The following is a 12613-nucleotide window of genomic DNA, read 5'->3' on the forward strand; positions in this document are numbered from 1 at the left end:
GTAGCCATGCTATTTAATTGCACTAAGGCTGCAAAGAGGAGGATCGAAGTATGTTCGTTGACAGACAGCGAAGCGATCTGCTTAATCGGTTGAACGATGCTCGAGTTGACCTCGCCGCATATGTGCGACTGAGGAAGGCCAAAGGATACATGTCCGTCAGCGAAAGCAATCATCTACGAGATAACTTTTTTAAACTGAATCGCGAACTGCACGATAAATCGCTGCGGTTGAATCTTCACCTGGATCAGGAAGAGTGGAATGCTCTTCATCATGCTGAAGAAGCATTAGCGACAGCCGCAGTATGTTTGATGGGTGGGTATCATGATTGCCCAACTTTTATTACCGTCAACGCCGATAAGCTTGAAAATTGTCTGATGAGCTTAACGCTGAGTATCCAGAGCCTGGAGAAGCACGCCATGCTTGAGCAGGCCTGAAAGCTAAGGGGGAGAAGGCGTCTCCCCCTTCATATTTAAGTTTATGTAAAAATAAATTTGTCACGCCCCTGACTGACTACGCTTTAAGCCAGAGTCAATCCGGAGGTGTTATGTATCGACAATCCTTTTACCTTGTGCCCCTTCTCTGTATTCCTTCCGCTCTTTGGGCGGCACCCGAAACGGTAAATGTCGAAGTACTGCAGGATAAACTCGACCATCCGTGGGCGCTGGCCTTCTTACCGGATAATCACGGCATGTTAATCACCCTGCGCGGCGGCGAGTTACGCCACTGGCAAGCAGGAAAAGGATTATCTGCGCCGCTTGCCGGTGTGCCGGAAGTCTGGGCGCACGGGCAGGGCGGTTTGCTGGATGTGGCATTAGCGCCTGATTTTGCCCAGTCGCGCCGTATCTGGTTAAGTTTTTCTGAAGTCGGTGATGATGGTAAAGCCGGAACTGCCGTAGGTTATGGCCGCTTAACTGATGACCTCGCAAAAGTGACGGACTTCCGCACCGTTTTTCGCCAGACGCCAAAACTTTCTACCGGTAATCATTTTGGCGGGCGGCTGGTATTTGATGGTAAAGGCTATCTGTATATTGGTCTGGGTGAAAACAATCAGCGCCCGACGGCGCAGGATCTGGATAAATTGCAGGGTAAATTAGTGCGCCTGACCGACCAGGGCGAGATCCCGGATGATAATCCCTTTGTGGAGGGGGCTGGTGTGCGAGCCGGGATCTGGTCTTATGGCATTCGTAACCCGCAAGGGATGGTGATGAATCCGTGGAGTAATACGCTGTGGTTGAATGAACACGGTCCGCGCGGCGGCGATGAAATTAATATCCCGGAAAAAGGTAAAAACTACGGTTGGCCGCTGGCAACCTGGGGGATGAATTACTCAGGTTTTAAAATACCGGAAGCGAAAGGGGAAATCGTCGCCGGGACTGAACAACCCATTTTTTACTGGAAGGATTCACCGGCGGTGAGCGGCATGGCCTTCTATAACAGCGACAAATTCCCCCAGTGGCGGCAAAAATTATTTATTGGCGCGCTGAAAGATAAAAATGTCATCGTGATGAGCGTTAAAGGCAACAAGGTGACAGAAGATGGTCGCATATTAACGGACAGGAGGCAGCGAATTCGTGATGTTCGCAGCGGACCCGACGGTTATTTATACGTTCTGACCGACGAGTCCAATGGAGAATTACTCAAAGTTAGCCCACGCAATAATTAGCTAACAGGGATCATCACAACTTTACGCACCGCGGGGCGTTCGGTGAGTTGCTGATACCAGCGTTGCAGATTCGGACGTGGTGTCCAGGTCAGGCCAACGTTAAACAAATTGTAGATAAACGGCGCGATGGCAATGTCGCCCACACCAAATGCATCGCCGGAGAACCATTTCACTTTCGCCAGCTCTGCATCGAGAAGGGCAAACAGGGCGTCGCATTCCTTGCAACTGGCGTCAATGGCGGCCTGATCGCGCTCTTCCGGTGGCGTTCTGACCAATCCCATCAGGATCCCTCGATGGGCATTACTGAGCGTCTGGTTTGCCCAGTCCATCCACTTTTCGGCTTCTGCGCGGCGTGCCGGTGAGTCGATCCATAAACGGTTTTGCCCGTACTGTGCTGCAAGGTAGCGGACAATGGCGTTTGATTCCCAAAGAATTAAATTACTTTCGTCGTCACGCAACAGCGGCACCAGCCCGTTAGGATTCATCGCCAGAAAATCGGCGTCATGGTTTACCCCAAACTCACGACCCGCCAAAATTTGCTCATAAGGTAGTTCCAGTTCTTCGAGCGTCAGCAACACTTTTTTAACGTTGGTTGAATTATTCCGACCCCACAGCGTAATCATAGTCACCCCTTTTATACAGGCAGCCACAGGCTGAACAGGATTCCGATGGTGAAGTAAAGTTAACTTTTAAGCAACAGTGAGTAAAAAAATGACACCAGAAGCAGCGAAGCGGCAGGATATTGCATAAACTTTAAAAACTTTACCAACTTACGGTTTCTTTAAGCTTGTGTGTGCGTTATTAATCACCGAACTTATCATACGGCGATATAACGTATTTTTTTGAATGGATACTCGGGTGGCATTTATGACGCAATACTCCTCTTTCCTTCGTGGTCTTGCAGCGGGTTCTGCATTTTTATTCCTTTTGGCCCCAACGGCATTTGCGGCGGAACAGACCGTTGAAGCGCCGAGCGTGGATGCGCGTGCATGGATTTTAATGGATTATGCCAGCGGCAAAGTGCTGGCAGAAGGCAATGCGGATGAGAAACTGGACCCCGCAAGCCTGACTAAAATCATGACCAGCTATGTGGTTGGACAGGCGCTTAAGGCCGATAAGATCAAACTCACCGATATGGTGACGGTCGGTAAAGATGCCTGGGCAACGGGCAATCCAGCGCTGCGCGGTTCATCGGTCATGTTTCTTAAACCGGGCGATCAGGTCTCTGTGGCGGATTTGAATAAAGGTGTGATCATTCAGTCCGGTAATGATGCCTGTATTGCACTGGCAGATTATGTTGCGGGCAGCCAGGAGTCATTTATTGGTTTGATGAATGGTTATGCGAAGAAACTGGGCCTGACCAACACCACCTTCCAGACGGTACACGGCCTGGATGCACCGGGGCAGTTTAGTACCGCGCGCGATATGGCATTGCTGGGTAAAGCGTTAATTCACGATGTACCGGAAGAGTATGCCATTCATAAAGAGAAAGAGTTTACCTTTAACAAAATTCGCCAACCTAACCGTAATCGCCTGTTGTGGAGCAGTAACGTTAATGTTGATGGTATGAAGACCGGAACCACGGCAGGTGCGGGATACAATCTGGTCGCTTCGGCTACCCAGGGTGATATGCGTTTGATCTCTGTGGTGCTGGGGGCGAAAACTGACCGTATCCGTTTTAATGAGTCTGAGAAATTACTGACCTGGGGTTTCCGCTTCTTTGAAACCGTGACACCAATTAAACCTGATGCCACCTTTGTGACTCAGCGGGTTTGGTTTGGTGATAAGAGCGAAGTGAATCTCGGTGCCGGTGAAGGGGGATCGGTGACCATCCCTCGTGGGCAACTGAAAAACCTGAAAGCCAGTTACACGTTAACGGAACCGCAGCTTACCGCACCGCTGAAAAAAGGTCAGGTCGTCGGCACTATTGATTTCCAGCTTAACGGCAAGTCGATTGAACAGCGTCCGCTGATCGTGATGGAAAATGTGGAAGAGGGCGGATTCTTTGGTCGGATGTGGGACTTCGTAATGATGAAATTCCATCAGTGGTTCGGCGGCTGGTTCTCTTAATCTTCTGATGACCGGATGACGCGTTAACGTCATCCGGTTATGCATCATCAATACATCAACTTAATATGCTGCGTCTGTGCGTACTTCACATACTCATCTTCCGGGCAACGATCGCTTACCACAATATCAAATCGTTTCAGGTCACTCATGCGTGCCGGGCGTACCTTGCCAAACTTACTGTGGTCGACAACCAGCACATGCTTTTGCGCCATCGACATGGCCCAGTGTTTTACCGGCAACTCTTCAAGATTAAAACAGGTAGCACCTTTACTGATATGCACTCCGGCTGCGGAATAAAAAGCGATATCTGGACAGAAATTATTCAACGTCAACTGAAAATCGACGGGTTTAAAAATGGCGTTACTGGCATGAAATTCACCGCCGCAAAGAAACACCCGGCAATGGGGTTTCTCTTTCAGTGCCAGAAAGGTATTTAGTGAATAACAAACGGCGGTGAAAGGGATTTCATTATCTATCGCTTCAATAATCCACGGCGTGGTAGTGCCACAGTCAAAAAAGAGGGTCTGATCGGGTTCTACCAGCGTCGCAGCCAGTTTTGCCGCCCGACGTTTTTCTTCCACCAGACGGGATTTTTGATCGCTTAACAGGTAATGGCTGGCACTGCGCGGTTCCAGAACGATATAACCGCCGAGTAATACGACGGGGGCGCTGTTGTTATTCAAATCGCGGCGAATCGTCATCTCTGAAACCCCGAGCAGGGTGGCGGCGTCCTTCAGATGTAACTTATCGCTGCGTTTTAATTCTTGCAGTAATTGCCCGATACGCTCTTCGCGACGTGTTTCCATAATCCCTCTGAATTGTTATTGAAGCGAGCCGCCTGATATTACACTTTTTATCCGAAATCAGCCACGCACCCAGCCTTTACGTATTGGTAAGGCGAAACAGATGCGATACCACAATTGCAGCCGCTGGTAGAGCCTGGATCCCACAGCTTGCCAGATAATCTGGGCGCTAAGGCAACCAATCATTCCCGCCAACAATCCACCAAGCATGTCCAGCGGCCAGTGAACACCGAGATAAACGCGCGACCAGGCAATAACTACCGCCAGTACCATGAGGATTGCTCCTGACCACAAACGATGCCAGCATAAAAATGCCAGCGCAAAGGTAAATATCACCGTGCCATGATCGCTCGGGAAAGAGTCATCTGCTGCATGATGCAGGAAGTTATAGCCGACATTCTCGACAAATGGACGGTCATGCGGAAACAGATGGCCCATCGTCCAGGAAACAAACAGACTGACCGCTAGCGCGATGGCGATTTTTATCACCAGTTGTCGTTGCGCCGTAAATCCCCATAGCCAAAGCACCGTAGCCAACAATGGCACCACGGTAATTAAATCTTTGGCAATAAAAATTGCTAACGAAATCATCCATGCGGATGAGTCTGGCGTCGCATTAATAAGAGAGAATAATGAATAATTCAGATTTTCCAGCATAACTTTCAGACTCAAAAGGTGATTAGTGGGCAGCCATCAGGCAAGTCGATGAGAATAAATCGCTTGTTAAACAGGGTAAAGCGGCATCGTCTTATTTACCTCAACCGGATTGGCTTACAGCAGAGAATGGTAACGCGAAGAAATTAAATAAAGCTTAAAGAAAGGGGGGCTATACTCGGAATAACGTAAGAATGTGCTTAACCGTGGTTTCAGCTACAAAATTTGCTTTCTCGTTTGCCACGCTTTTATTAAAATTTGCGCGATTATTATTGGCGAAGAAATTGCATGCAAAATAAATTAGCAACAGGTGCCAGACTTGGGCGTCAGGCATTACTTTTTCCCCTCTGTCTGGTGCTCTACGAATTCTCGACCTATATCGGCAACGATATGATTCAACCCGGTATGCTCGCCGTGGTGGAGCAGTATCAGGCGGGTATTGACTGGGTTCCTACTTCGATGACCGCTTACCTGGCGGGAGGGATGTTTTTACAGTGGCTGTTAGGACCACTGTCGGATCGTATTGGTCGCCGTCCGGTAATGTTAGCTGGCGTGGTGTGGTTCATAATCACCTGCCTGGCGATATTACTGGCGCAAAACATTGAACAATTCACGCTGTTGCGCTTTCTACAGGGGATAAGCCTCTGTTTCATTGGCGCTGTGGGTTACGCCGCGATTCAGGAATCTTTTGAAGAGGCGGTTTGTATCAAGATCACCGCGCTGATGGCGAATGTGGCGCTGATTGCTCCGTTACTCGGGCCATTGGTGGGTGCCGCGTGGATTCATGTGTTGCCCTGGGAAGGGATGTTTGTGTTGTTTGCTGCATTGGCGGCGATCTCCTTCTTCGGTCTGCAACGTGCGATGCCAGAAACGGCTACGCGCATTGGCGAGAAACTGTCGCTGAAAGAGCTTGGTCGAGACTATAAGCTGGTACTGAAGAACAGCCGCTTTGTTGCAGGAGCGCTGGCGCTGGGATTTGTCAGTCTGCCGTTACTGGCGTGGATTGCCCAGTCACCGATTATCATCATCACCGGTGAACAGTTGAGTAGCTATGAATATGGTTTGCTGCAAGTGCCCATTTTCGGCGCGTTAATTGCGGGTAATTTGCTGCTGGCACGTCTGACCTCGCGCCGTACCGTACGTTCGCTGATTATTATGGGGGGCTGGCCGATTATGATTGGTCTGCTGGTCGCCGCAGCGGCCACGGTCATCTCATCGCACGCGTATTTATGGATGACCGCCGGGTTAAGTATTTATGCTTTTGGTATTGGTCTGGCGAATGCAGGGCTGGTGCGTTTAACGTTGTTCGCCAGTGATATGAGTAAAGGGACGGTATCGGCGGCGATGGGGATGTTGCAAATGCTGATCTTTACCGTAGGTATTGAGATCAGTAAACATGCCTGGCTGAATGGCGGTAATGGATTGTTTAATCTGTTTAATCTTGCCAACGGAGTTTTGTGGCTGCTGCTGATGTTTATCTTTTTAAAAGATAAACAAACAGGAAATTCTAACGACGGATAAGAAAATGCCTGGTTGTTTTATACAATCAGGCATTCAGGGATTAGTGGTGATGGTCGTCGATCTGATGTTCGATTACCATCCCTTCGCCTACGCTGGCAAGGTGACGGACATATGGATGTGCACGGTAAGCCGGAGCTGGCGTAGGGGCCACGTATACGGTTTGCGGCACGCTGGCAACGCTGACGGCTTGCGGAACGCTGACTGAATCAGGGACCACCACCACTTTGTATCCACTCGGCACATCAACGGTGACACTTTGCGCCATTGCCACACCAGTAAAACTCAACAGAAACGCGCCCAGCAGTACACATTTTTTCATCATCATTTCGCCTGAAATAATCCAGAAGGGTAATTTCCGCGGATTATGCATCCTTCATTCAGGCATTGTGTTGCCGGGCGTGCTGCCGTTTTATTGATTAAATGGCGCTTCGTGTTTAAGAACTTTATCGATAATGTCCAGTACGCCTTCATGGTTATTGGAGCCTGCACGGTATTTCGCCGCCGCTACGACTGCGTTGCCAGCATTTTCCATTGCAAAGCTAAAGCCCGCCTGACGCAGCATCTCAATATCATTACCGCCATCGCCAAAAACCACCACTTCGCTGTCGTCTATGCCCCATAATTTCTGGAGTTGACGCAGGCCATTGGCTTTATGTACGCCGGGGATAATCAAATCGATACTACCGTTGCCGGTATGGACTGGCACCATAATATCGCCAATAGAATTATGTAACTCTTTTTGCACTTGCGGAATCAGTTCGTCAGAGAGATTTAACCCAAACTTGAAGAAGATATCGTCGATATTGTCAAAGTTATCGACATATTCCAGGCGATGATAGTACATCTCCGCCACGGCCTTCATTTCGGCGTCATACTTTTTCAGGGTATAGGCGCTATTTTTTCCACAGGCAATAATTTCCACCTCCGGGCGCGTCAGTAAATGCTCCACAATAGTGGAAAATGCGTCCTTCGACAGTTCGCCATTAAAAACATCTTTGCCTTCGTTCACCACCCAGCCGCCGTTTTCCGCCACAAAGGCAATTTCATTGGCAATTTCGGGAAAGAACGAAATTAACTGATAATATTGATTTCCACTGGCGACCACAAAGCGAATACCTTGTGCTTTCATCTGCTGATACTGGGCCATAAACCGCTCACGGTTATAGGTTTTTTGATCGCTTAAGAAAGTACCGTCCATATCTACCGCAATTAATTTAATGCCCATCAACTATTCTCCATCGCAGTTTGCGTTTTTGTATCGGGTTTGGCGACGGCTTTAGCGACAATAGCCGCAAGAATAACCAGCGCCAGCACAACCAGCATTGCACTACGTAATCCATAATGTTCTCCGAGATAGCCCAGCAGTGGCGGCCCGACGAGGAATGCCAGATAACCCGTCGTTGCCACTACGCTGACGCGGGTCGGCGCATCGGGGCCGGTATCGCTGGCGGCAGAAATGGTTAGTGGGAAGCCCAGAGAAGCGCCCAATCCCCAAAGCACAACAGACACCCCAGCGACCCATGCGCTATCGACAAAAATAATCAGTCCGATACCCAACGCACCCATCAAGGCACTGGCACGTACTACGGCAACGCGGCTGTAACGGTCGATGAACCAGCCACCGGTGAAGCGTCCAACGGTCATCCCCAATGTGAAACCGGCATAAATCAGTGAGCCTGACGTTGGACTAAAACCGTGGCCATCAACCATTAATAAGGGTAACCAATCGTTGGCAGAGCCTTCTGCAAAAGCCATTGCCAGTACTACGACACCAATCAACAGCAACTGGATGTCACGGTAAAAAGGCACACCTTTTTCGTCATGCTGCGAGCCATCGGCAGCGTTTTTGCCCGTACCGCCAGGGATTGCCTTAATAGCAATATAAATAGGTGCGATGCCCGCCAGTGCCGCCAACAAAATATGTACAGTTGCCGGAACACCAAAGGCTGTCAACGCCATCCCGACACCAGCGCCTGCCAGCGTGCCCAGGCTATAAAAGCCGTGCATCATAGGCAAAACCGTTTTATTCATTTCTCGCTCAACGGCTGCGCCTTCAACGTTTATCGCCACTTCAGCGGAACCAAAACTGGCTCCAAAGACACCAAGACCAACGGCAAAGAGGACGGGGGATGTCAGCCAGAGCGCCAGACTTAATATCATCATCCCGATCAAAGCGCAGGACATAGTGACCAGAATGACATTACGCGTCCCAAAGCGTTTCACTAACCACGCCGAGCAGAGGATACCGCTCATCGAACCTATCGACAGGCCAAAGAGTACACCGCCCATTTCAGCGATAGAGACAGAGAGAATATCCCGAATTGCTGGCGTGCGGGTGGCCCAGGAAGCCATTAGCAGTCCTGGCAAAAAGAAGAACATAAACAACGCCCAGGTACGGCGTTTCAAGGCATTACGTGAAGAATTTACTGTCATAGATCACGTCAAAAAAAGAAGTGGGAAGACAACCTTAGCAAGGTTGTGTACATTTGTACACAATTGCAGAGAGAGGGTAAAAATATGCGCCGCGCTAATGATCCCCAACGGCGAGAAAAAATCATTCAGGCCACGCTGGAGGCAGTGAAACTTTACGGGATACATGCCGTTACGCACCGTAAAATCGCCACCCTCGCCGGAGTGCCGTTAGGATCAATGACCTACTATTTTTCAGGAATTGATGAGTTGTTGCTGGAAGCGTTTAGCCGTTTTACGCAGACGATGTCGCGGCAATATCAGGCTTTTTTTGATGATGTCAATGACGCCCCCAGCGCCTGCCAGGCCATAACAGACATGATCTACAGCTCGCAGGTCGCAACGCCGGATAACATGGAACTGATGTACCAGCTCTACGCATTGGCCAGCCGAAAACCGCTATTAAAAACGGTGATGCAAAACTGGATGCAGCGTAGTCAGCAAACGCTTGAACAATGGTTTGAACCGGAAACTGCCCGGGCGCTGGATGCTTTTATTGAAGGGATGAGTCTGCATTTTGTCACCGACCGTAAGCCGCTATCGCATGAGGAGATTTTGAGGATGGTGGAGCGAGTGGCAGGGCTGGAGATAAATTTCAGGCAACAAAAAACCCATCAACCTTGAACCTAAATGGCGGGGTTGATGGGCTCCACAAAATGGGGACATCAAAGAAAAGCAGTGGCACTAATTAAGACTGATACCCTGAAGAAAAGTTCTGCGGTTGTACAAAAAAATTTCATTTTTAGGGCAACTTCAGTTTTATCCGAGTCCGGGCCATACCATCACAATGATTGTCCCTGCCAGTGTCAGCAGTACGTTAGCTATTGCATAAGTGCCCGCATAGCCCAGCGCCGGGATGTTACTGCGGGCTGTATCACTGATGATCTCCATTGCCGGTGCGCAGGTTCGTGCGCCCATCATTGCGCCGAATAACAGTGCGCGGTTCATACGCAATACGTAAGCACCGAACAGGAAGCAGATAACAACGGGCACCAGACTGACAATCAATCCGGCAATCAACATCTGACCGCCAATCGCGCCCAGGCCGTTATTGATGCCGCTACCGGCGCTTAAACCAACACCCGCCATAAACACCATCAAACCAAACTCTTTCACCATACTTAACGCACCCTGCGGAATATAGCCGAAGGTCGGGTGGTTAGCGCGCATAAAGCCCAGCATAATGCCAGCGAATAACAATCCGGCAGCGTTACCCATGCCAAAACTGAAAGTGCTGAACTGGAAGGTAATCATCCCGATCATCAGGCCTATAACAAAGAATGCGCAGAATGCCAGCAAGTCGGTGACCTGGCTGTGAATCGAAATAAAGCCGATACGGTCAGCGATGGTCTTCACACGGCGGGCATCGCCGCTCACCTGCAAAACGTCACCTTTGTTAAGCACTACGTTATCGTCAATTGGCATCTCGATCTGACTGCGGATCACGCGGTTAAGGAAGCAACCGTGATCGGTCAACTTCAATTGCGCCAGACGTTTACCGACGGCGTTATGGTTTTTGACGACCACCTCTTCAGTGACAATACGCATGTCGAGAAGGTCACGATCAAAAACTTCTTTACCGTTACGGAAGCTGGGATCGAGTCGGGCGTGGGCATCGGGATATCCTACCAACGCTATTTCATCGCCCATTTGCAACACGGCGTCACCATCCGGATTTGCCAGAATCCCGTTACGACGGATACGTTCAATGTAGCAACCGGTCTGTCGATAAATACCCAATTCACGCAAGTTCTTGCCGTCGGCCCAGGCGACCAGTTCCGGTCCGACTCGGTAAGCGCGAATCACCGGCAGATAGACTTTGCGGCTGGCGTCGGTGTCCAGACCTCGCTCACGAGCGATTTGCTGGGCGCTGGTCTGTAAGTCCTGATGCTGTAACTTGGGCAGGTAACGCGCTCCGACAATCAGGCTCACCAGACCGATCAAATAGGTTAATGCATACCCAAGGCTTAAATTATCCAGTGCCGCGGAGAGCTGCCCGCTTTCTATACCAGAGTGGCGTAACGTATCGCCCGCACCGACCAGAACCGGCGTCGATGTCATGGAGCCAGCCAACATACCGGCCGTCAGGCCAATGTCCCAGCCAAACAGCTTACCCAAACCTAAGGCGATCAACAGCGCACTACCGACCATTACCAGCGCTAACATTAGGTAATTTTTCCCATCGCGGAAAAAAATGGAAAAAAAGTTGGGTCCGGCTTCGACCCCGACGCAGAAAATAAACAGCATAAAGCCAAGATTAAGCGCGTCGGTGTTAATACTGAAATGTTGTTGACCTAATAATAGCGATACGACTAAAACGCCAATGGAATTACCCAGTTGGATTGAACCAAGTCGTAATTTTCCGAGACATAGCCCAAGCGCGAGGACCACGAATAATAACAGAATGTAATTCCCATTTAACAATTCGGCGACGTTTATATTCACGGAGACTAACTTCTTGTTTACGAGTAAGCTGTTGAAAGAAATGGTAATTTAAGATAATGTTTTTACCTGAATTCAGGGCGCAGATTCATTCAGCGCACTTAATCAATAGTAAAGTAACAATATATTTTACTAGTGTAATCACATTAGATACCAACGGCTATAAGAATTGTGTTGGCCTATATTAGCATGGAATGCGAAGCGGCTTTATCTTACTGAGCGCCACACTGGCGAAAAATGTGTTCGATAGAGGCAGTGTCAGGAGGAAGATGTGAAACATAAACAACGTTGGGCGGGGGCAGTCTGCTGTTTTGTCCTCTTCATTGTGGTGTGCCTTTTCCTGGCGACGCATATGAAGGGCGCTTTTCGGGCTGCCGGGCATCCTGAAATCGGCTTACTGTTTTTCATTCTTCCTGGAGCTGTCGCCAGTTTTTTTTCGCAGCGTAGAGAAGTCCTTAAACCCCTGTTTGGCGCAATGCTGGCAGCACCGTGTTCTATGTTAATTATGCGCCTGTTTTTTTCACCAACACGCTCATTCTGGCAAGAGCTGGCATGGTTATTGAGTGCTGTCTTCTGGTGTGCGCTGGGGGCGTTGTGTTTCTTGTTTATCAGTAGCTTGTTCAAGCCACAACACAGAAAAAATCAATAAAGCCCTCAAACAGAGAGGGCTTATCCGGCAAATCAGGCATCAAGATTCTCTTTTACCCAGGCTGCAAAATCGGTATAGCCACCGATGTGTTGCTGATCGACAAAAATCTGCGGCACGGTTTCAACGGGCTTCCCGGCCTTCTGTTGTAAATCTTCTTTAGTGATCCCTTCAGCACGAATATCCACATACTGATAGTGAAAATCATCGCGCTCGTTGCTTAATTTTTCTGCCAGATCTTTTGCACGAACGCAGTAAGGGCAACCCGGACGGCCGAAAATAACGGTTTGCATTTTCTCTCTCCATTTATCTGTCATGCGTGCATGATCACGCCAAATCTTATTC

General features: G+C 49.4%; 14 protein-coding genes. 6 read left to right on the plus strand and 8 right to left on the minus strand.

Features of this window, described 5'->3' with window-relative positions:
- Positions 1-50: 50 nt before the first annotated feature.
- Together bssR and A31E_RS18180 are read left to right on the plus strand one after the other, a co-directional pair.
- Complete coding sequence (bssR, locus tag A31E_RS18185; protein WP_016248524.1) at positions 51-434, plus strand: biofilm formation regulator BssR; 384 nt, start codon at positions 51-53, stop codon at positions 432-434.
- Positions 435-544: 110 nt separating this feature from the next.
- Entirely contained in the window at positions 545-1663 is a 1119-nt protein-coding gene (locus tag A31E_RS18180) for a PQQ-dependent sugar dehydrogenase (protein ID WP_016248525.1), read from the plus strand.
- On the opposite strand, the gene gstB is transcribed toward A31E_RS18180, so the two are convergent.
- Entirely contained in the window at positions 1660-2286 is a 627-nt protein-coding gene (gene gstB, locus A31E_RS18175) for a glutathione S-transferase GstB (protein ID WP_010379678.1), read from the minus strand. The two genes, A31E_RS18180 and gstB, sit on opposite strands and share 4 nt — an antisense overlap.
- Before the next feature lie 244 nt (positions 2287-2530).
- Between gstB and dacC the strand changes: the two genes are divergently transcribed.
- Positions 2531-3733 carry a serine-type D-Ala-D-Ala carboxypeptidase gene (gene dacC, locus A31E_RS18170; protein WP_016248526.1) on the plus strand — a complete coding sequence of 401 codons (1203 nt, stop codon included), beginning with the start codon at positions 2531-2533 and terminating at the stop codon, positions 3731-3733.
- A gap of 47 nt (positions 3734-3780) precedes the next feature.
- On the opposite strand, the gene deoR is transcribed toward dacC, so the two are convergent.
- Entirely contained in the window at positions 3781-4539 is a 759-nt protein-coding gene (gene deoR / locus A31E_RS18165; RefSeq protein ID WP_000450142.1) for a DNA-binding transcriptional repressor DeoR, read from the minus strand.
- A 57-nt stretch (positions 4540-4596) separates the two neighbouring features.
- Positions 4597-5193 (minus strand): undecaprenyl-diphosphate phosphatase, encoded by a 597-nt coding sequence (gene ybjG / locus A31E_RS18160; protein WP_000892326.1) that lies wholly within the window; start codon positions 5191-5193, stop codon positions 4597-4599.
- Between the two features lie 285 nt (positions 5194-5478).
- On the opposite strand from ybjG, the gene mdfA reads away from it, so the two are divergent.
- The gene (gene mdfA, locus A31E_RS18155) at positions 5479-6711 is read left to right on the plus strand and encodes a multidrug efflux MFS transporter MdfA (protein WP_001516067.1); all 1233 of its coding nucleotides are present in this window, start codon (positions 5479-5481) and stop codon (positions 6709-6711) included.
- Positions 6712-6751: 40 nt separating this feature from the next.
- Here mdfA and ybjH read toward each other — a convergent pair whose 3' ends face one another.
- The 3 genes from ybjH to A31E_RS18140 form a co-directional block, all read right to left on the minus strand.
- Complete coding sequence (ybjH, locus tag A31E_RS18150; RefSeq protein ID WP_010379680.1) at positions 6752-7036, minus strand: protein YbjH; 285 nt, start codon at positions 7034-7036, stop codon at positions 6752-6754.
- A gap of 84 nt (positions 7037-7120) precedes the next feature.
- The gene (locus A31E_RS18145; protein WP_016248527.1) at positions 7121-7936 is read right to left on the minus strand and encodes a Cof-type HAD-IIB family hydrolase; all 816 of its coding nucleotides are present in this window, start codon (positions 7934-7936) and stop codon (positions 7121-7123) included.
- Positions 7936-9144, minus strand: a complete 1209-nt coding sequence (locus A31E_RS18140) for an MFS transporter (protein WP_010379705.1) — start codon at positions 9142-9144, stop codon at positions 7936-7938. Before A31E_RS18140 ends, A31E_RS18145 begins: the two co-directional genes overlap by 1 nt.
- A gap of 84 nt (positions 9145-9228) precedes the next feature.
- Here A31E_RS18140 and rcdA point away from each other — a divergent pair, with 84 nt between their 5' ends.
- Positions 9229-9804, plus strand: coding sequence for a DNA-binding transcriptional regulator RcdA (gene rcdA, locus A31E_RS18135; RefSeq protein ID WP_001516071.1), 576 nt, complete (start codon positions 9229-9231; stop codon positions 9802-9804).
- A gap of 135 nt (positions 9805-9939) precedes the next feature.
- Here the strand turns inward: rcdA and A31E_RS18130 are convergent, their stop codons facing one another.
- Complete coding sequence (locus A31E_RS18130; protein ID WP_001024862.1) at positions 9940-11625, minus strand: aspartate:alanine antiporter; 1686 nt, start codon at positions 11623-11625, stop codon at positions 9940-9942.
- A 268-nt stretch (positions 11626-11893) separates the two neighbouring features.
- On the opposite strand from A31E_RS18130, the gene A31E_RS18125 reads away from it, so the two are divergent.
- Positions 11894-12271, plus strand: a complete 378-nt coding sequence (locus tag A31E_RS18125; RefSeq protein ID WP_000681115.1) for an inner membrane protein YbjM — start codon at positions 11894-11896, stop codon at positions 12269-12271.
- 32 nt (positions 12272-12303) lie between these two features.
- Here A31E_RS18125 and grxA read toward each other — a convergent pair whose 3' ends face one another.
- Complete coding sequence (grxA, locus tag A31E_RS18120) at positions 12304-12561, minus strand: glutaredoxin 1 (protein WP_001195226.1); 258 nt, start codon at positions 12559-12561, stop codon at positions 12304-12306.
- Positions 12562-12613 lie beyond the last annotated feature (52 nt).

This window comes from Escherichia sp. KTE159, from assembly GCF_000408805.1.
Lineage (GTDB): Bacteria > Pseudomonadota > Gammaproteobacteria > Enterobacterales > Enterobacteriaceae > Escherichia > Escherichia marmotae.